Below are 19374 nucleotides of genomic sequence, written 5' to 3'. Positions count from 1 at the left end.
CTCTCCTTGTTTAAAGAAGAAGGAGTGGCTTCTGCTTGCAAACTTGATAATTAATTAAAAAAGCTTTGGGAATCTAATTTTCCAAAGCTTTTTTTATAAAGTTGATTTTAATCAGCTAGGTATAGTTCTTGATTTTTTAAGATAAGTTCACGAACAGAAGCATATTTTTTCAACGTTTTTAGTTCTTCTGGATGGCTGATGAGGGTGATAACAGAACCTTCCTTTCCCATGCGTCCTGTTCGGCCAGAGCGATGGGTATAGGTTTCGATGTCGCGAGGAAGCTCATAGTTTACTACGCACTCTAGAGAGTCAATATCAATGCCTCGGGCAACTAGGTCAGTAGCCAGTAAGAGAGTAATCTGATGGTCTTTAAACTTATTAAGAATCACTTTTCTGAACTTAACGTTGACATCACTTGCAAGTGAAACAGCATTGGCTTCACGATACTGGAGTTTTTCTTCAGCACTGCCCAGGTCTGACAGAGCGTTGAAGAAAACCAACCCACGGAAATCTTCAACATTGGATAATTTGCGAAGCAACTCCACTTTATCACGTTTTTCGACTTGCATGTAAAAATGCTGAATGTTGTCTAAAACGAGGTCGTCAATGCTGATTTCTAGAGTATTTTCAGCAATCTTATCGTGGTCGAACTTAGCGGTGGCGCTCATATATACCAGCTGGTGGTCACGAGGTGCATAGCGAACGATTTTATCAACAAAATGATACTGAGAATCGCTGAGAAGCTGGTCAAATTCATCTAAGACGATTGTATCAATATTCATTATCTTAATTTTTTTTAGCTTGACCAATTCAAAAATTCGACCGGGAGTGCCAATGATAATCTCTGGTCCTTTTTTTAGACGTTCAATCTGGCGTTTTTGACTGGATCCGGAAATAAATAGCTGAGCGTTCAAACCAAGCAAGTCTGCCCAGCTTTTGCAAACTTCAAAGATTTGCCCAGCCAGCTCAGTATTAGGAGCTAAAATCAAGAGTTGTTGAGCTTTTTTGGGTGTTAGCTTAAGTAGACAGGGAAAGAGATAGGCTAGTGTTTTACCAGTTCCCGTTGGACTGATCCCTAAAACAGATTTTCCTGATGAAATCGGCTCAAATATCTCTTCCTGTATACTTGTAAGTTCTGAAAATCCTAGTTTCTCTAACTTGTCTTGCCAAGAGCTAGGAAAATGTGTTTTAATCATAATCAACCTCAAATCTAATGCCAGCATCCTTGCGCATGGTCCACAATGTTTGGTGAACGGCAGATGCTGATTTTAACCATTCCTCATAAGCGGTTCTTTCTTTCCCCAGTAATACTGTCGCAAAAGCTTGAGCTTCCTCCTGCATGGTATGAGAAGCTTGCTGGATGGGAAGAATGGTTTCTTGTCCATCTAGTCCATGGAAAATAGCAGAGCTGATAAATTCAATCCCGTCTAAAGTGAGGGTTCCTTGATCAGTATATATTTCAGCAGGTAGATTGCTATTGATATTTTTTCCCGCATGAATCCCGACTTGAAAATCGGGATAAATCAAAGATCCCACTCCATTTAAGTCAACGGTATTAGGTAATTGTTGAGCACTGTATCGAGCAGATTGAGGGGAACCAAAGAGTCTAATCGCAGCGTATACGGGATAGATACCTAGGTCCATCAAAGCTCCACCAGAAAACTTGGCAGAAAAAACATTAGGTTCTTTCCCTGAAAGTAGTGCCTGCATCTTAGAAGAATATTTGGCATAGGTGAAGTGGGCTCCCCAGACAGTCTTGTCCTTGAGAAAGTCTTGAATAATAGCGAAGGCTTCTTCATGATAGTTGCGGGCAGCTTCAAAAATATAAACTTCTTCTTGCTTAGAAAGAGCAACCAGTTCCTTCCATTCTTCAGGCAGCGACACAGCTGGTTTCTCAATAATAGCGTGTTTGCCTGCTAAAATAACTTGTTTAGCCTGCTCAAAGTGTAAGGAATTTGGACTGGCGATATAAACTACGTCAAGAGCACTACTTAAAAAATCAGTCAAATCACAAAAAAGTTCTACATTTTGGTAATCATGGGCAAAGGTTTGCGCAGTAGCTAGACTCCTCGAATATACAGCCAGTAACTCATAGTGGCCACTGAGCTTAGTGGCCTTGATAAACTCATGGGAAATCTGTCCTGTTCCAATAATACCTAATTTTAACATGCTTCCCTCCTTTAAAAATCTCTTTATTTTTTACTGTTTAGCCCTTTCATTATACCATGATTTGGTGTAAAATAGATAAGATTAAAAATATTGGAGCAAGAAATGCAAAACAGACCTATTATTATTGGAGTGACCGGTGGATCAGGTGGTGGTAAAACCAGTGTCTCCAGAGCAATTTTATCTAATTTCCCAAATGAAAAGATTGCTATGATTGAGCATGATTCTTACTATAAAGACCAGTCTCATCTGACTTTTGAGGAAAGGATTAAGACAAACTATGACCATCCTTTTGCCTTCGATACAGATCTAATGATTGAACAAATCAAGGAGCTTTTGGCTGGTCGTCCTGTGGATATCCCCACCTATGATTATACAGAGCATACCCGTAGTAGCAAAACCTATCGCCAGGAACCTAAAGATGTATTTATCGTAGAAGGGATCTTGGTACTTGAAGATCAGCGCTTGCGAGACTTGATGGATATCAAAATTTTTGTCGACACTGATGATGATGTTCGAATCATTCGCCGGATCAAACGGGATATGGAAGAACGTGGTCGCAGTCTGGATAGCGTTATTGAACAATATTTGGGCGTAGTGAAACCCATGTATCATCAGTTTATTGAGCCGACTAAGCGCTATGCTGATGTCATCATTCCTGAAGGAGCTTCAAATACAGTTGCCATTGATCTGATCACAACTAAGATTGAAAAAATCTTAAAAGAAGCTAGAAATTAATGAGGAGGAAGTCTAGTAAAGAGCTAGACTTTTTAAATAAAATGAGAAATATTGTGAAAAAAGAATTTCATTCCCGATCTAAATTTTTCGCCTGTTTGTTAACATTTTGCGCAGGGTTTGTGGATGCCTATACCTTCATTGAAAGGGGAGGAACCTTGGTAGCTGGGCAAACAGGAAATGTTGTTTTCCTTTCAGTTGAATTGATTAATCATGAGACAAGAGAAATTGAAGTAAAACTGGCTACGATGTTAGCATTTATGCTAGGGATCTTTCTAATGACGGTTTTTCAAAATCTTTTTGAGAAATCCTGGTGGCGGCTTTCTAGCATTGTCCCACTGATCTTAGTAGCATCTGTAATTGGTTTTTTGCCAGCCAACTTCGCCAACATCTATATCGTGCCTCCTCTTGGTTTTTGTATGGGCTTGGTAGCGACGGCTTTTGGGGAAGTAGATGGCATTGCCTATAATAATTCCTTTATGACAGGTAATCTTAAGAAGACCATGGTTGCTTTTGGGACTTACGTTCGAACAAAGAAAATACCTTACTTAGAAGAAGGTTTGTTTTTTGTGGCTCTTTTAGGTAGCTTTGTGACGGGAGCCATTGTGTCTACCTATCTCATCCAATTCTGGTATCTGAGAACGATCTGGTTAGTAAGCTTGATTTTATCAGCCTTTTTAATCTTTAGATTAACTCAGTATCTGCGTAGAAGATAACAAGTAAGTATATAGCATTAAATATAAACTGAGATCATCTTGTCTCAGTTTTTTGTTTCGAAATTTGGTTAAGTCGACTTGACGTCATAAATTACAGAATACATACCCAAGTGATTTTTAAAGGATTAGAAAATTTCCTTGATTTTTAATTGCGGGCATAGAAGGATTGAGCTAGGAGAGTCTCTTTATGATATAATAATAGGGAAATAAGGAGGAATGAAAATGTCTAAGATAATTAATACAAATAAAGCACCTAAAGCTATTGGTCCCTATGTTCAAGGACGAGTAGCTGGCAATCTTTTGTTTGCAAGTGGCCAGATCCCTTTGTCACCAGAAACTGGTGAGATTGTCGGTAGCACGATTGAGGAACAGACTGAGCAAGTTCTTTCAAATATCAAGGCTATTCTAACAGAAGCTGGAACTGATTTTGATCATGTCGTGAAAGCAACTTGTTTTTTGAGTGATATCAATGATTTCGCGGCTTTTAATGCTGTTTATCAAACAGCCTTTTCAAGCGCTTATCCTGCTCGATCTGCTGTAGAAGTAGCGCGCCTGCCTCGGGATGTTAAAATTGAAATTGAAGTCATTGCTGAGCTAGATTAAAGGTCTAGCTGGAGGGGAGAGAATATGCCAGAGAAAGAGATGAAACTAGTCATTGTTACAGGAATGAGTGGTGCAGGAAAGACAGTAGCTATTCAGTCATTCGAAGATTTGGGCTACTTTACCATTGATAATATCCCGCCAACACTTGTACCTAAGTTCCTGCAATTATTGGAAACAACTAATGATATTGACAAACTAGCTCTTGTCGTGGATATGCGTAGTCGTTCATTTTTTGCTGAAATTCAGAACGTTTTAGATCAGGTAGAAAACAATTTAGAAATTGATTTTAAAATTCTCTTTCTAGATGCGGCTGATAAAGAATTGGTAGCTCGTTACAAGGAGACACGACGTAGCCATCCATTGGCAGCAGACGGTCGGATTTTAGACGGAATTAAGTTGGAGCGAGAATTGTTGGCTCCTCTTAAGAATCTCAGTCAAAATGTTGTCGATACGACAGATTTAACTCCTCGTGAATTGCGAAAGACTATTTCAGAACAGTTTTCAGACCAGTCTCAACAACAATCTTTTCGTGTTGAGGTCATGAGTTTTGGATTTAAGTATGGGCTTCCTTTGGATGCGGATCTGGTTTTTGACGTCCGTTTTTTACCAAACCCATACTATCAGCCAGAACTGCGTAATCAAACAGGACTTGATAAACCAGTCTTCGACTATGTCATGAACCATGAGGAGTCAACTGAATTTTATCAACATCTACTGAATTTAATTGAACCGATTTTACCTGGTTACAAGAAAGAGGGAAAGTCAGTCTTGACAATTGCTGTTGGTTGTACTGGAGGTCAACATAGAAGTGTTGCCTTTGCTCAGCGTTTGGCAGACGATTTAGCTAAAAATTGGCCTGTCAACTGTAGCCATCGTGACAAAGACCGCAGAAAGGAAACGGTAAATCGCTCATGAGAAAGCCCAAAATAGCTGTTATTGGTGGTGGAACCGGGATTTCCGTTATCCTTGATAGTTTACGAAAAAGGGATGTAGATATTTCTGCTATCGTTACGGTTGCTGATGATGGTGGTAGTTCAGGTGAGTTAAGAAAGAATACTCAGCTAACTCCTCCAGGCGATTTACGAAATGTACTTGTTGCTTTGTCTGATATGCCAAAGTTTTATGAGCGAGTCTTTCAGTATCGCTTTGCTGACCAAGATGGACCTTTGGCAGGCCATCCTTTAGGAAATTTAATTATTGCTGGTATTTCTGAAATGCAGGGGTCAACCTATAATGCCATGCAAATTCTAACCAAGTTTTTCCATACAACAGGAAAAATTTATCCATCCAGCGATAGTCCATTAACCCTTCATGCTGTTTTTACTGATGGTGCCGAAGTAGCTGGGGAGAGTCGGATTGCCGATTATAAAGGCATGATTGACCATGTCTATGTGACTAATACTTATGACGATGAAAAGCCCCAAGCCAGTCGTAAGGTTGTCCAGACTATTCTAGACAGCGATATGGTCGTACTTGGTCCAGGATCACTTTTCACCTCTATTTTGCCAAATTTGGTGATTGAAGAGATTGGCCAAGCTCTACTTGAAACCAAGGCTCAGGTAGCTTATGTCTGTAATATTATGACCCAAAGAGGGGAAACTGAACACTTTACGGATGCCAATCATGTGGAAGTTTTGCATCGTCATTTGGGACAAAAATTTATCGATACAGTGCTGGTGAATATTGAAAATGTTCCAAAAGATTATATGAATTGTAATAAATTTGATGAGTATTTGGTGCAAGTTGAGCATGACTTTAAGGGGCTTCAAGAACAAGTTCCCCGTGTTATTTCTTCTAATTTTTTACGTTTGGAAAATGGTGGAGCCTTCCACGATGGAAATTTAGTTGTGGAAGAGTTGATGAAGAATATTCAGGTGCGAAAATGAGCTTTACGGTAAAGGTAAAAGAAGAATTATTGGGGCTAGGTACCGAGAGTAAGAGTGAATTAGCCGCTATCATGAAGATGTCTGGTAGTTTAGGTATTGCAAGTCAAGGACTAACTCTATCCATTACTACTGAGAATGCGAAAATTGCTCGTCATATTTATGAGTTGCTGTTGAGCTTTTATCAGGTGAAATCTGATATTCGTCATCACCAGAAAACTAATTTACGAAAAAATCGTGTCTATACGGTTTTTTTAGATGAAAAAGTTGAAGATATCTTGTCAGACTTGCATTTGGCGGATGCTTTCTTTGGAATCCAAGAGGGGATTGATCCTCTTATTCTATCTGATGATGAAGCAAGTAGAGCTTATCTTAGGGGGGCTTTCTTGTCAAACGGTAGTATGCGAGACCCAGAATCCGGTAAATACCAACTAGAAATCGTTTCTGTCTATTTGGACCATGCCCAAGGACTTGCTAGTTTGATGCAGCGTTTCTTACTAGATGCCAAAACCATCGAGCGAAAAAAAGGTGCTGTTACTTATTTGCAACGAGCAGAAGATATCATGGATTTTCTGATTGTTGTTGGAGCAATGGAGGCCATGGCCGAGTTTGAAACTGTGAAAATCCTTCGGGAGACTAGAAATGACCTCAATAGGGCTAATAACGCAGAGACTGCCAATATAGCCCGAACCGTGACAGCCAGTATGAAGACTATCAATAATATTGTCAAGATTATGGAGACGAGTGGCTTGGAGAGTCTGCCAATTGATTTACAAGAGGTGGCACATCTGAGAGTTAATCATCCTGACTACTCTATCCAGCAGTTGGCTGATAGCCTTAGTAAACCTCTGACCAAAAGTGGCGTGAATCACAGACTTCGGAAAATTAATAAGATTGCTGATGATCTATAACAAAGAAAACTAGAAACGGCTCTAGTTTTCTTTTTTTAGCAAGTGACAGCTAGACTTTGTCATGATACCGCATAGGAATGTCATCTTTTTGTCACAAAAGTAATAGGAAATTAGTGTAAAATAGATCTATTATGATTTTAGAGCAGGCAGAATCAATCTTCTAACTTGTTACAAAAAGGAATAAAAATGAAAAAAATAATCAAACGTACTGTAGTTGGTCTTCTTGTCTTATTATTTGGCCTGACCCTGATTTTGGTACCTTCCTCAATTCAATCCTCTGATCAGCTAAAGAATGTAGAAAGCACAATTAGTTTGTCTAGTATGGTTGAATCTGGACTTCAGAATGCAACCGTAGGAACAAATGGTCTAAGTACAGAGATTACGATTAACAGCAAACAATTGAATCAGTTACTGAAACCATTTTTGACTGATAATCAGAGTCAAGAATTATTGGAGAGTGCGTACAGCATTGAAGGGGATAAATTAAGATTGCAACTCCCTATAAAAATCCTTGGGATTGACAGCAAACTTGATTTGCGATTCTACGCGGCCTACGAAAATCATACCCTACGATTTGATCTTGCTAGCTCTCGTCTAGGAAATCTACCAGTACAAAAAGCTATTGTAGCTTCGATTTTACAAAATAGATTAAAAGACCAGTCCAGTAATCTAGCCATGGAACAAGAGACAATATTGGTTTCTCTGCCAGAGTCTCAGTTTAAAATTACAGGACTTAATATACAGGATGATATTGCCAAAGTTAAGCTGACAATGAATATGTCAGGTTTGCTAGGCCAGTAGGAGTAGAGATTATGCCTATAGTAAATTTAGCTCAACCTGATGTCATTTTAATTAATAGCAACTTGCGTTTGCGAGCTTATGATGGCCACTATCAAGTGGCCTTTTCTTGGTATCAGGATCCAGAGCTTGTCTATTTCGTTGACGGCAAAAAAGGAAGTTATTCTCTAGAAAAGATTAAGAAGATGTATGAGGTCCTTAGTCAGCGAGGAGAACTATATTTCATTGAAGTTAAGCAGGATAATTCTTGGTTGCCAATTGGCGATGTGACTTTTTCGGAGAATGACTTACCTATTGTAATCGGAGTGGAGACTTATCGATCTATTGGTATTGGACGAGACGTTATCGGAGCATTGATTGAGAGGGCTCGATCTCTGTCTTATCGTCAGTTACGGGTTCAGGACATTTATGATTTCAATCTCCCTTCTAAAAAGCTATTTACTTTATTCGGTTTTTATCCTTATGAAGAGACGGAGCTGGGACATCGTTATGTTTTAGATTTACTTTTACCTCTAACTGATATCCAGCCCAGCCAACTTTTCCTTTCAGAAAAAAAGCTAGAAGAAATTGAGACATGGTTTGACCAAGAAGAATTAAAGCCTTTGCCAGTAAAAAGATGGAAGGGGGAATGGTTCCTGACAGATGGTCATAGCAGAGCTTTCACAGCATACCTTAGAGGAAGGTCAGAAATACCAGTATATTTTGACAGAGACGACATCAATTTAAAATTTTATTCCAATTGTATTAGACTCTGTAAGGAAAAGAAGATCTTGTCAATAGCTGATTTGAAGGACCGTATCCTATCTGAGGAAGCCTACCAAACAGAATGGCTTGAATGGTGTAAAAGGTCCTTTGAAAGTATGAATGGGATGGATAGCTAATTCGTCTTTTTTCACTAGTTGTGATATAATAAACAAGAAAGAATTAGAATAATATCATAATAAATCAAAGGAGTAGCGGATGCTATACGAATTTTGTGCTGAAAATGTAACCTTGCTTGAAAAAGCAATGCAAGCAGGAGCCCGTCGAGTTGAACTCTGTGACAATTTAAGTGTCGGAGGAACCACGCCAAGTTATGGAGTTATTCGTGCTGCAGTAGACTTGGCCAAGCCTTATGAGACTAGCATTATGACCATGATTCGTCCTAGAGGTGGTGATTTTGTATATACTGACCTTGAAGTAGCAATCATGATCGAAGATATTAAAAAGGCTCGTGAAGCTGGAAGCCAGGGAGTCGTATATGGCCTGCTGACAAGGGAGAATGAACTAGATACAGAAAATCTTGAGTCTTTGCTGGCTTTGTCTAAAGATTTAGAAGTCGTTTTTCACATGGCTTTTGATTCTATTCCAAGAGACAAACAGTTTGAGGCCTTGGATTGGTTGGCTGAGCACGGTGTTAAGCGCATTTTGACTCATGGTGGTTCAGCTTCGGAAACGATTCAAGAACACTTTGCTTGGTTAAAAGAGCTGGTGGCCTATGCTGACAAGCGAATCCAAATCCTGCCTGGAGGTGGCATTACGACTCAAAATCGTGATGAAATCGTTGCTGAGTTAGGTGTGGATCAGCTACATGGAACCAAAGTTGTATTTTAGGAGGATAAGGAGAGGAGCTGTGGCTCCCTTTCCTTTTTATGAGTATGTTTGAACTATTCGAGAAATATAAGGCTAACTCTGATAAGCTAGTCCAGTACGGTTTTATAGAAAATGAAGGCATCTATCAGATATCAAGAAAAGTCTTGTCTGGTGATTTTCAGATGGTGATTAATGTTGAAGATAGTAGTGTCCGTTTTCAGTTATTTGATTGTGAGACAGGTGATGAGTATAGGCAGGTTCATATGGAATCTATGACAGGTGAGTTTGTTGGTCAGGTGCGTCAAGCTTGTTTGGATCTTCTCTTAGATATTCGACGCCATTGTTTCGATGAAATTGGCTTCCTTTATGAACAAAGTCAGCGCTTGGTAGCTCACGTTTCTGAGCGTTATCAGGGAAGTTTGGAATACCTTTGGGCTAAGTCTTCAAGAAAAAGTTCTACCCAGGCAGCTGTATTTCGCCATGAGGGCACAAAGAAATGGTATGGAGCTTTTCTGACGACTGACTGGTCTAAGTTTGATTCAGGACGAAGCGGAGCAATTGAGGTTCTTAATGTCAAGAACAATCAGGTCTCAGAACGAATCCAAGAAAAAGGAATTTACCCAGCCTTTCATATGAATAAAAAATATTGGCTGAGTCTCCCGCTAGATGATACTCTAACGGATCAAGAATTATTCTCTCTTTTAGAAGAGAGCTTTCTTTTAACAAAGAAAAAATAAGAGGCTGAGTTTTCCAGCCTTTTTCGCTGTCAATAATCAAAAAATGAGTGTATAATGAATAGTATTTGAAAATTAGAAATAAGGACAAGTATGAAGTTATTAAAGAAATTATCTTGGTTTTTTAAATTAGAAAAGTGGCCCTATATTACTGGTATTTTATCCTTGTCTTTGGTCAGTCTTTTAAACTTGCTTCCACCTCGTGTGATTGGAGAAGTGATTGACCAGATTGCCAGTAAAGATTTGACGAATCTGGAATTAGCCTATCAACTTTTTATTTTGGTTTTGTCAGCCTTGGCCATGTATGCTTTGCGTTTTGTCTGGCGTAAGTATATTTTGGGGACAGCCAATCGTCTGGGTAGAATCTTACGCTACCGTCTCTTTGAGCATTTTACTCATATGTCTCCTTCCTTTTATCAAACTTATCGGACAGGTGATTTGATGGCTCACGCCACTAATGATATTAATGCAGTTGTCGGCGTTGCTGGTGGAGGAGTCATGTCAGCTGTAGACGCTTCAATCACAGCTCTAGTAACTGTTCTTACTATGTTTTTTGTCTTGGACTGGAGGCTGACTCTGATTGCCATTTTACCCTTGCCTTTTATGGCTTGGGGGACCAGTCTGATCGGTCGAAAAAATCATGAAAGTTTTAAGGCAGCACAAGAAGCTTTTTCTGATTTGAACAATAAGGTCCAAGAAAGTGTCTCAGGTATCAAAGTGACCAAGTCTTTTGGTTATCAAGATGCAGAGACAGCTGCTTTTGCTAGGATCAACCAAGATGTTTTTAAGAAAAATATCCTTGCAGCAAAGTACAATGCTCTTTTTGATCCTATGGTTCTGATTTTTGTCGGCCTGTCCTATCTTTTAACCTTGATCTTTGGTGGCCTTTTCATCAGTCAAGGTCAGTTGACGGTGGGAGAGTTGGTCACTTTTATTACTTATCTGGATATGTTAGTCTGGCCCCTTCAAGCCATGGGCTATCTCTTCAATATCAGCCAGCGAGGAGCTGTGTCTTATGAGCGAATTGAAAGTCTACTAGCTCAAAAAAGTGATGTGACAGAAGTAGCTTCACCTATTAAGGATATTAAAAATGGTCGCCTGGATTATTCTATTCAAGAATTTGCATATGATGATCGACCAACTCTCAGGGATATTCGTTTTTCGATTGATCAGGGGCAGACCTTAGGTATCGTTGGTGTCACAGGCTCTGGGAAGACGACCTTGCTTCGCCTTTTTCTTCGAGAACAAGAGATACAAGATGGGAATATTTGCCTGGCTGGACATGACATAAGAGATTACAGCCTTTCTGCTTTGCGGAGCTTGATTGGTTATGTTCCTCAAGATCAAATCTTGTTTGCTACTTCTATTCGAGATAATATTCGCTTTGGGAATCCAAGTCTTTCTGATGAGGACGTTATCGCTGTTACTAAACTTTGCGGAATTTATGAAGACATCATGCAAATGCCCGATGGATTTGATACTTTGGTTGGGGAGCGTGGTGTATCCTTATCTGGTGGACAAAAGCAACGCTTGGCCATGTGTCGTGCTTTGATTCTTAATCCCGATATCTTAATCTTGGATGATTCTTTATCTGCTGTTGACGCAAAGACCGAGCACTTGATTTTAGATAATCTCAAGAGAGAGCGCTTTGGTAAGACTACATTGATTACTGCCCATCGCTTATCAGCAGTAGTGCATGCAGACTTGATCCTAGTTTTAGATCAGGGACGGATTATTGAGAGTGGTAGTCATCAGGAACTTTTAAAACAGGATGGCTGGTACGCCACTACTTATCAAAATCAGCAATTGGCTGAAAGCTTAGAGGAGGTCTAATATGAAAAAACAATCAACTTTTCAACGACTTCTAAGCTATATGCTTGCATATAAATGGCTCACACTTTCAGCATTTGCCTTTGTTTTTCTAACCACTTTGGTTACCACTGCCTTACCTCTTTTGGCTAGAACTTATATTGATCAGTTCATTAGTTCTGGACAGGCGGCAGCAGGCTTTTATCTCTTGGCTATTTACTATGGCTTATTTATACTGCGCGTGCTTTTGACTTTTTTAGGTCAGTATTCATTTGCAAAGGTAGCACACAGTATTGTTCGTGACTTACGTCAAGAAGCCTTTGCCAATATTCAAAAGCTACGAATGGCCTATTTTGACCAAACACCTGCTGGAGCCATCGTTTCTCGTCTGACCAATGATACTCAAGCAGTGGCTGATATGTTTAGTAGTATTTTCTCAAGCTTTTTAAGTTCAATCTTCATTTTAGTGGTAACTGCCGCAACTATGTTTGCTCTGGATTGGCGTCTGGCTCTTTTAATACTTTTATTTCTACCAATCATGCTGGCCTCGATCTTACTTTATCAAAAACTGTCAACTGGCTTGCTCAAGCAAGTCCGTAGTAAGTTGAGCGATTTAAACGTAAAGCTTTCCGAGACTATTGAAGGAATGAGGATTGTCCAAGCCTTTAGTCAGGAAAAGCGCTTGATTGATGAATTTGAAGAAATTAATCAGGAGCACCTAAACTACACCAATCGCTATCTGGATGTCAACAGTCTCCTTTTACGACCAGCCATGTCTCTTTTGAAAATTCTGGCCTATGGCGTTATTCTGACTTATTTTGGTCTGACTTGGCAAACTGCTGGGATTACAGCAGGGATTATGTATGCCTTTATCCAGTATGCCAACCAGCTCTTTAATCCTTTGATTGAAGTCATGCAAAACTATTCAGTTCTTCAGACTTCTATGATCTCTGCTGAGCGTGTCTTTGAAGTCATTGATAGGAGAGACTATGAACCAATCCAAAAAAATGAAGACTTGAAAATCCAAAAAGGTGATATAGAATTCAGAGATGTTAGTTTTTCTTATGACGGTAAAAGAGATATTTTGAAACATATTTCTTTTAAGGTCAAGCAAGGTGAAACAATTGCTTTTGTTGGATCTACTGGATCGGGTAAATCATCCATCATCAACCTCTTTTTACGCTTTTATGAGTTTGAAAGAGGACAAATTTTGATTGATGGATATGATATAAAAGACTATAGTCAAGCAGAACTTAGGCGACATATTGGACTGGTCCTTCAAGATCCCTTCCTTTACCATGGGACTGTTGCTAGCAATATCCAGATGTACCAAGAAGGACTTAGCCAACAGGACATTGAAGAGGCTGCTAAGTTTGTTGATGCTCATGACTTTATTTATCAACTGCCATTGACTTATGATGCACCAGTAACAGAGCGAGGGGCTGCATTTTCCAGTGGTCAGCGCCAGCTCTTAGCTTTTGCTAGGACAGTCGCTACCAAGCCTAAGATTTTGATTTTAGATGAGGCTACTGCCAATATTGACTCAGAGACAGAGGAGTTGATTCAAGCCTCACTGAAAAAAATGCGACAAGGCAGAACGACGATTGCCATCGCCCATCGTCTCTCTACCATTCAGGATGCTGACTGTATCTATGTGCTAGATAAGGGTCAGATCATCGAATCTGGCAGTCACGAAGAGCTCCTAGCTCAAAATGGCACCTACAAGAAAATGTATCAACTTCAGGCAGGAATGCTGGAAAAAGCTTAGGAATGAATTTTCCTAAGCCTTTTTTAAACATTTTTTCAGCCCGTCTATAGAGGCTTCAAGGTCTTGGTATCGAATCTTAGCATAGCGATAGGGGCAAGGGTCAATATAAGCTGACTCAAAAAAATCAAGAGGAAGACCACTGTGCTTGAGAGAGCTAATGGATGTTAGTGTTTTTAGATCCAATAAAATACCGCCTGGTGTCAGTAGGTAAGGTAGTCCTAAACCTGCTTTTTCAAGTAAATGTTGGGCCTTTTCTTTTTCTTCCTCCTGTAAACGCAGTAGTGCTAGTCTATTTTTTTGAAACATTTGATTATCAATATAAAGAGAGAGAGCCTTTTGCATGATGAGATTGCTGTCATAGTCCAAAATGCTTTTGAAAGCGATAAATTGCTTCTTGACGCTATCAGGCAATAGCAAAGCTGTAATTCGAAGTGCAGGGAAAAGACTAGTTGAAAAAGATTTGATATAAATAACTGAGTCGCTATCATCTAGATAATGAAAACTTAGTTCTGACTTATTGTCAAAATCAGCTAGGTAATCATCCTCAATGAGAAAGACCTGATAAAGTTTAGCTAGGCGGAGAATTTCTTCTTTTTCTTGACGGCTGTAAGTGTGTCCTAAGGGATAGTGAAAGCGAGGAATGGTATAGAAAAACTTTATGTTACCTGAACGAAAGATATTTTCTAGTTCTAGCAAGTCAATTCCTTTTGGACTTCGTTCTATGGTCTTATGTTTTAAATTTTGAGCCTTGAGCAAATCATTTATTCTGTGATAGGTTGGTTGTTCTACTAAAATAGTGTCACCATGATTAGGGAAGTCTATTTGAGATAGGATATAGAGTGCTTGCTGGGTACCAGATGTCAAAGCTATCTTGTCTAAAGTTGGGTATATAGCTGATTCTAGAAGTAGATTTTTGACAGATTGTCTCAAATCTTCTAGTCCCTCTTGTTGAGAGTAGTAGTTAAAAAGGTAATTTTCTCGTCCAATTAATGTTTCATTGAGACAGATGCGAAAATCTTCATAGACTTGATGGCGGTCGTTTCTTAAGGGAAGCTCTAGATCATTATTTTCTTCTTGAGCTTGCTCCAAAACATAATAACCACTTTTTGGGACGGCATAGATATACTTCTGATAACTCAGATCTAGAAGGGCCTTTTGAACGGTATCCTTGCTACAATGGTAACTTTGAGACAAAAGCCGAATAGAGGGAAGCTTATCTCCTTTTTTAAGCTGTCCACTCTTGATTTGTTCAATCAGATGATCTGAAATTTCTTGATATTTTGTCTTAAGCATACAACTGTCCCCATACAGATTGTTTTTTTTCATATTGTAACTTATTTTAAAGTGTTTTACAATAAAAAAGTAGATACGGAGAGGGACAAATGGAATGATTACAACAAAACCAGAGAGAATTATTTTAGCTAGTGATATTTCTGGCTTAGGGAAGGTTGCTGTGACGGCAGCCCTGCCATTGTTTGCCATATGCCAGTTGGAAGTCTCTGTTCTTCCCACAGTTCTTCTATCATCTCACACTGGTGGTTTTCCTAAAGTATATATTGATGACTACACTGTTGGAATGCAGGCTTTTTTAAAGCAATGGCAGAGCTTAGAGATCGGCTTTTCTGCATTAGTAACTGGCTATCTTAGATCAAGTCAGCAAATAACTTCTCTGATTGATTTTTTGGAGCGTGAGAACATCCCCTTGATTGTAGACCCCATTATGGCCGACAATGGTAAGCTATACAAAGGCTTTGATGATCATTATATTTCTAGCATGCGTACTCTCTGTCAAAAAGCAGATTTGATTCTGCCTAATTTAACAGAAGCTTGTTTTCTTGCTGATTTGCCTTATCAAGATAATGATTTGACAGAGCAATTTTTAAAAGATCTTGCTCAGCGTCTGAGCGAATTAGGTGCAAAGAAAATTATATTAACCGGACTTCCACTGAGTCACGATCAGATAGGTGTAGCTTATTTCGATAAAGCAGAAGACGTCTTTAGTTTGTATAAAGGTAAGAGATTTCAGCAACAATTCTTTGGAACAGGGGATATGTTGACTGGCTTGGTAGCGGCTGCATTTGTACAGGGGATTGACCTGCAAAAGTGTCTTCCGGTTTTCATTAACTTCATCGAGAAAAGTATAGTAACGACACTGAAATGTGACTCTGATCTTCGTTATGGAGTATACTACCAGCCCCATTTGGGAGATTTATTTAAAGAATTTAAAAGATTATTGGAGGTTTCTAATGAAAAATAATAAACTAACTACTCGTGAACTAGTGGAATTGAGTCTCTTTTCGGCTCTAATTACACTTAGCATTCAGTTTTTCAGAATTCCTGTTGGTCCTCAATTTATTCATTTTGGAAATGCTCTAGTTGTGGTAGCTACTCTTATTTACGGAGTAAGAAAAGGTGCTTTGGTTGCAACCGTTGGTCTGGGAGTCTTTGATATATTAAACGGGTATGCTTCAGTGGTTTGGATTACAATTTTGGAAGCATTAGTTGTTATTCTTGTTGTTTATTTTGTCTATGAAGCAATGCCAAAGTGTAGGGGAAAGATAGTGATTGTTGGTTTTGCAGCTGCTTTGACTAAAATAGTATTAAATCTATTCAAATACACTTTGATTGGAATGCTCGGCAACCTCACTTTAGGTGCTTCCTTAAATATAGCTCTTGTTAAGATAGTTGGAACTTTTGGTTCAAGCTTGGCTACAGTTATAGCTGTTCCTATCCTTTATCCAATATTTAAGAAAATTAGTGAAACAATTAGAAAATAATTTTAAATATCAAATATAATTTAAATACTTTGGATAGAAAGAATCAGTAATAAAAAAATGCATATTTAAAGACGGTTTATAAACTCGTCTTTTTTAGTATTTGAGGATTTAAAAATTAATCAATTTTTTTCGTAAAAAATGCTTGAAAAACCGTTGTTTCCACTGAAAATATGATACTATAGATACGATACTTTTTTAAATACTAAGTTTTTGGGATATTAAATTAAGTAGAGGGGATTACATGTTTTTTAAACGTCAAAAGGGACAATACCACGAAGTTGAACGTGTTACGCGTTTTAAACTGATTAAGTCTGGAAAACACTGGCTTCGTGCGGCTACATCTCAATTTGGTCTTTTAAGATTAATGAAGGGTTCTGATATTTCTTCCGCAGAAGTGAAAGTAGTGGAGGAGCAGTCTGTAGAAAAGGGTGGACTGAATTACCTGAAAGGAATTATAGCGACGGGAGCTGTGCTTGGTGGAGCGGTTGTTACAAGCTCTTCTGTTTATGCTGAAGAAGAACAGGCCCTTGAAAAAGTGATTGATACACGGAACGTTCTAGCAACTAGGGGAGAAGCAGTTTTAAGCGAAGAAGCTGTAACTACTTTGTCATCTGAAGAAGCTAATCCAGTGGAATCCTTATCAGATACTTTGTCAGCAAGTCAAAGCACTTCAGCGAGCTCTTCTGTTTCAACTAGTTTATCTATATCAGAGTCGTTTTCAGTATCAGCATCATTATCATCAAGTTCAAGTCTATCACAGTCTAGCTCAGAATCTGCAAGTGCCTCTGAGTCTCTTTCAGTGTCCGCAAGTACATCTGATTCTGTGAGTGCAAGTTCAAGTACGTCAGCTAGTGCTTCTCAGTCAGTCTCTGCTAGTCAGAAGTCTACTACCTCTATATCTGAGAGCACTAAATCTGAGAGTGGCAAGGAGTCTACAGAAGCTTCTAGTCAGACAGGCCGGAGAAGAACGCGTCGGGCAGTGATTGAAGCTGGTCCTAATGTTGAATATCATGATGTAAAAGGGGACATGATTCAAAGTGTCACAACAAGTTTTGATGATACTACTCGACTTTTGACTTGGACGATTAACCTAACACCAAGACAAGTGAAGTCTAATCTTGGCGCACTAGTATCTATAAGTGGTAATCAGGAAACTCGTACAGTAACGATAAACGGTAAAAATGCTGCAAATGGTGGAGTCTACAATTCAGGCGGCGCTTGGAATCTGTATACTGGTGAATCTGTTAACAATAATGTTCTCAGAATCACTACTCAAGTAAACGATACCGGTGGGGAAGTCAAACTTGGACTCCGCTTAGTAACAAGTGATAAAAAAATTACCAATACAAACCTACCGCTTGAGTTTGAACAAGTTGCTGCTACGACAAATGGAAGTTGGGATAAAGCAGGATATAACACAACGGTTGTTGAAAAGGACACCGAAAGACCAGTTGTTGATGTTCCAAGTGAAATTACTGTTTATCGTGGTGAGTCATTTGAATATTTTGCGACGGTAACAGATAATTCAAATGCTTTTGATTTGGCTAAAACGGTTGTTCGCTGGTTATATAATAACCAACCTGGTAGAGGCACTGAATGGTTGCAGTATTCTGTGACTCAAGTAGGGAATCAGTTAAAAGTTAGAATTTTTGGTAATGTTCCAATAGACACAACAATTGGTGATTACACTCGTTATGTTGTAGCTACGGATGCCGCGGGAAATGTAAATGTAACTCGGAAAGAAATGGATGATGCTGCGAAGGTAGCTGTAGTCAATGGTCAGTTTAAACTGATTATTCGATTTAGAATTAAGACACCCGAAAATACCGTATTTGTCAATAATCCAAATCAATTAACAGAAGTAGAAAAAAATTTAGTTCGTGAAGCTGTCAAGAAGAGCAATCCCGATTTAAGAGCTCAAGATGTTCTAAATTCCAATTACGTCACTGGTATTACTGTCTCAAACAATGGTACAACGACTATCACTTATAGAGATGGTAGAAAAGACATTATTGACGGAAGTAAATTTATTGATACAAGAGAAGGAAGTACTTCCAAATCTGCAAGCACCTCCGCATCCGTCAGTGCCTCTACCTCAACAATCGAATCTATTGCGGAAAGTAAGTCAGCCTCTGCTAGTGCCTCAACTTCAGCAAGCAGTTCCGCGTCTACGAGTGCCTCAGTATCTGCGAGTGAATCGGCATCCACGAGTGCGTCTGTATCTGCGAGTGAATCCGCCTCAACCAGTGCGTCTGTGAGTGCAAGCGAATCCGCGTCTACGAGTGCGTCTGTGTCTGCGAGTGAGTCCGCTTCAACCAGTGCCTCAGTAAGTGCAAGTACCTCAGCTTCAACGAGCGCGTCAACCAGCGCAAGTACGTCTGCGTCGACCAGTGCGTCAGTGTCAGCAAGCACCTCCGCGTCCACAAGCGCATCAGTATCCGCAAGCACGTCTGCCTCCACGAGCGCATCTGTGAGTGCAAGTACATCAGCTTCAACGAGCGCGTCCGTAAGCGCAAGCACGTCCGCCTCAACTAGCGCTTCAGTTTCTGCCAGTGAGTCTGCATCCACGAGTGCGTCCGTAAGTGCGAGTGAATCCGCCTCCACGAGTGCATCGGTAAGTGCCAGCGAATCCGCCTCAACCAGTGCCTCAGTAAGTGCGAGCGAATCGGCTTCAACGAGCGCGTCTACAAGCGCAAGTACGTCTGCGTCGACCAGCGCGTCAGTATCCGCAAGTACATCGGCGTCCACAAGTGCGTCCGTAAGTGCAAGCACCTCAGCTTCAACGAGCGCGTCTGTATCAGCAAGTACCTCGGCTTCACCGAGCTCATCCGTGAGTGCAATCACCTCAGCGTCAACGAGCGCGTCTGCCAGCGCAAGTACGACTGCGTCCACGACTGCATCC

General features: G+C 39.7%; 18 protein-coding genes. 15 read left to right on the top strand and 3 right to left on the bottom strand.

What is annotated here, in order from left to right; translation table 11 throughout:
* Positions 1 to 107 precede the first annotated feature (107 nt).
* Positions 108 to 1199 (bottom strand): DEAD/DEAH box helicase, encoded by a 1092-nt coding sequence (locus AWH02_RS08095; protein WP_197711258.1) that lies wholly within the window; start codon positions 1197 to 1199, stop codon positions 108 to 110.
* Positions 1189 to 2169, bottom strand: a complete 981-nt coding sequence (locus AWH02_RS08090; RefSeq protein ID WP_060553718.1) for a Gfo/Idh/MocA family protein — start codon at positions 2167 to 2169, stop codon at positions 1189 to 1191. Before AWH02_RS08090 ends, AWH02_RS08095 begins: the two co-directional genes overlap by 11 nt.
* Positions 2170 to 2271: 102 nt before the next feature.
* Here AWH02_RS08090 and udk point away from each other — a divergent pair, with 102 nt between their 5' ends.
* The 12 genes from udk to AWH02_RS08030 all read left to right on the top strand — a co-directional run bounded on the left by udk (position 2272) and on the right by AWH02_RS08030 (position 13695).
* Positions 2272 to 2904: a uridine kinase gene (udk, locus tag AWH02_RS08085; RefSeq protein ID WP_060553717.1), complete on the top strand. Its 633-nt coding sequence runs from the start codon at positions 2272 to 2274 to the stop codon at positions 2902 to 2904.
* A 41-nt stretch (positions 2905 to 2945) separates the two neighbouring features.
* Complete coding sequence (locus AWH02_RS08080) at positions 2946 to 3617, top strand: YoaK family protein (protein ID WP_060553716.1); 672 nt, start codon at positions 2946 to 2948, stop codon at positions 3615 to 3617.
* Between the two features lie 222 nt (positions 3618 to 3839).
* The gene (locus tag AWH02_RS08075) at positions 3840 to 4220 is read left to right on the top strand and encodes a RidA family protein (RefSeq protein ID WP_008808853.1); all 381 of its coding nucleotides are present in this window, start codon (positions 3840 to 3842) and stop codon (positions 4218 to 4220) included.
* Between the two features lie 24 nt (positions 4221 to 4244).
* The gene (rapZ, locus tag AWH02_RS08070) at positions 4245 to 5135 is read left to right on the top strand and encodes an RNase adapter RapZ (RefSeq protein WP_012000376.1); all 891 of its coding nucleotides are present in this window, start codon (positions 4245 to 4247) and stop codon (positions 5133 to 5135) included.
* A complete protein-coding gene (locus tag AWH02_RS08065) occupies positions 5132 to 6106 on the top strand; it encodes a YvcK family protein (protein ID WP_060553715.1) in 975 nt (324 codons plus the stop codon). The genes rapZ and AWH02_RS08065 overlap by 4 nt, the downstream gene beginning before the upstream one ends.
* Positions 6103 to 7014: a DNA-binding protein WhiA gene (gene whiA / locus AWH02_RS08060; protein WP_060553714.1), complete on the top strand. Its 912-nt coding sequence runs from the start codon at positions 6103 to 6105 to the stop codon at positions 7012 to 7014. Before AWH02_RS08065 ends, whiA begins: the two co-directional genes overlap by 4 nt.
* 186 nt (positions 7015 to 7200) lie before the next feature.
* Positions 7201 to 7815 carry a hypothetical protein gene (locus AWH02_RS08055; RefSeq protein ID WP_060553713.1) on the top strand — a complete coding sequence of 205 codons (615 nt, stop codon included), beginning with the start codon at positions 7201 to 7203 and terminating at the stop codon, positions 7813 to 7815.
* An 11-nt stretch (positions 7816 to 7826) separates the two neighbouring features.
* A complete protein-coding gene (locus tag AWH02_RS08050; protein ID WP_060553712.1) occupies positions 7827 to 8693 on the top strand; it encodes a hypothetical protein in 867 nt (288 codons plus the stop codon).
* A 79-nt stretch (positions 8694 to 8772) separates the two neighbouring features.
* Positions 8773 to 9405 carry a copper homeostasis protein CutC gene (locus tag AWH02_RS08045; RefSeq protein ID WP_060553711.1) on the top strand — a complete coding sequence of 211 codons (633 nt, stop codon included), beginning with the start codon at positions 8773 to 8775 and terminating at the stop codon, positions 9403 to 9405.
* Positions 9406 to 9449: 44 nt separating this feature from the next.
* Positions 9450 to 10121: an MmcQ/YjbR family DNA-binding protein gene (locus AWH02_RS08040; RefSeq protein WP_060553710.1), complete on the top strand. Its 672-nt coding sequence runs from the start codon at positions 9450 to 9452 to the stop codon at positions 10119 to 10121.
* A 90-nt stretch (positions 10122 to 10211) separates the two neighbouring features.
* Positions 10212 to 11951, top strand: coding sequence for an ABC transporter ATP-binding protein (locus AWH02_RS08035; RefSeq protein WP_060553709.1), 1740 nt, complete (start codon positions 10212 to 10214; stop codon positions 11949 to 11951).
* A gap of 1 nt (position 11952) precedes the next feature.
* A complete protein-coding gene (locus tag AWH02_RS08030; RefSeq protein ID WP_060553708.1) occupies positions 11953 to 13695 on the top strand; it encodes an ABC transporter ATP-binding protein in 1743 nt (580 codons plus the stop codon).
* 12 nt (positions 13696 to 13707) lie between these two features.
* Here the strand turns inward: AWH02_RS08030 and AWH02_RS08025 are convergent, their stop codons facing one another.
* Complete coding sequence (locus AWH02_RS08025) at positions 13708 to 15033, bottom strand: aminotransferase-like domain-containing protein (RefSeq protein WP_197711257.1); 1326 nt, start codon at positions 15031 to 15033, stop codon at positions 13708 to 13710.
* Between the two features lie 49 nt (positions 15034 to 15082).
* Here AWH02_RS08025 and AWH02_RS08020 point away from each other — a divergent pair, with 49 nt between their 5' ends.
* The 3 genes from AWH02_RS08020 to AWH02_RS10745 all read left to right on the top strand — a co-directional run.
* Entirely contained in the window at positions 15083 to 15952 is an 870-nt protein-coding gene (locus tag AWH02_RS08020) for a pyridoxamine kinase (protein ID WP_060553706.1), read from the top strand.
* Positions 15942 to 16472 (top strand): ECF transporter S component, encoded by a 531-nt coding sequence (locus tag AWH02_RS08015; RefSeq protein ID WP_060553705.1) that lies wholly within the window; start codon positions 15942 to 15944, stop codon positions 16470 to 16472. The genes AWH02_RS08020 and AWH02_RS08015 overlap by 11 nt, the downstream gene beginning before the upstream one ends.
* 241 nt (positions 16473 to 16713) lie before the next feature.
* A partial coding sequence (locus AWH02_RS10745; protein WP_145762189.1) for an accessory Sec-dependent serine-rich glycoprotein adhesin occupies positions 16714 to 19374 on the top strand: 2661 nt, incomplete at its 3' end.

The sequence above is a fragment of the Streptococcus gordonii genome (genome assembly GCF_001553855.1).
In the GTDB taxonomy this organism is placed as follows: Bacteria; Bacillota; Bacilli; order Lactobacillales; family Streptococcaceae; genus Streptococcus; species Streptococcus gordonii.
Note: the sequence above shows the minus strand (reverse complement) of the source record. Positions and strands in the feature narration are given on the sequence as shown.

Excerpts from the sequence above, each read along its gene's own strand:
- AWH02_RS08090 (WP_060553718.1), bottom strand. The coding sequence starts at position 2,169 with ATGTTAAAATTAGGTATTATTGGAACAGGACAGATTTCCCATGAGTTT.
- udk (WP_060553717.1), top strand. The coding sequence starts at position 2,272 with ATGCAAAACAGACCTATTATTATTGGAGTGACCGGTGGATCAGGTGGT.
- AWH02_RS08080 (WP_060553716.1), top strand. The coding sequence starts at position 2,946 with ATGAGAAATATTGTGAAAAAAGAATTTCATTCCCGATCTAAATTTTTC.
- AWH02_RS08075 (WP_008808853.1), top strand. The coding sequence starts at position 3,840 with ATGTCTAAGATAATTAATACAAATAAAGCACCTAAAGCTATTGGTCCC.
- rapZ (WP_012000376.1), top strand. The coding sequence starts at position 4,245 with ATGCCAGAGAAAGAGATGAAACTAGTCATTGTTACAGGAATGAGTGGT.
- AWH02_RS08065 (WP_060553715.1), top strand. The coding sequence starts at position 5,132 with ATGAGAAAGCCCAAAATAGCTGTTATTGGTGGTGGAACCGGGATTTCC.
- whiA (WP_060553714.1), top strand. The coding sequence starts at position 6,103 with ATGAGCTTTACGGTAAAGGTAAAAGAAGAATTATTGGGGCTAGGTACC.
- AWH02_RS08055 (WP_060553713.1), top strand. The coding sequence starts at position 7,201 with ATGAAAAAAATAATCAAACGTACTGTAGTTGGTCTTCTTGTCTTATTA.
- AWH02_RS08050 (WP_060553712.1), top strand. The coding sequence starts at position 7,827 with ATGCCTATAGTAAATTTAGCTCAACCTGATGTCATTTTAATTAATAGC.
- AWH02_RS08045 (WP_060553711.1), top strand. The coding sequence starts at position 8,773 with ATGCTATACGAATTTTGTGCTGAAAATGTAACCTTGCTTGAAAAAGCA.
- AWH02_RS08040 (WP_060553710.1), top strand. The coding sequence starts at position 9,450 with ATGTTTGAACTATTCGAGAAATATAAGGCTAACTCTGATAAGCTAGTC.
- AWH02_RS08035 (WP_060553709.1), top strand. The coding sequence starts at position 10,212 with ATGAAGTTATTAAAGAAATTATCTTGGTTTTTTAAATTAGAAAAGTGG.
- AWH02_RS08030 (WP_060553708.1), top strand. The coding sequence starts at position 11,953 with ATGAAAAAACAATCAACTTTTCAACGACTTCTAAGCTATATGCTTGCA.
- AWH02_RS08020 (WP_060553706.1), top strand. The coding sequence starts at position 15,083 with ATGATTACAACAAAACCAGAGAGAATTATTTTAGCTAGTGATATTTCT.
- AWH02_RS08015 (WP_060553705.1), top strand. The coding sequence starts at position 15,942 with ATGAAAAATAATAAACTAACTACTCGTGAACTAGTGGAATTGAGTCTC.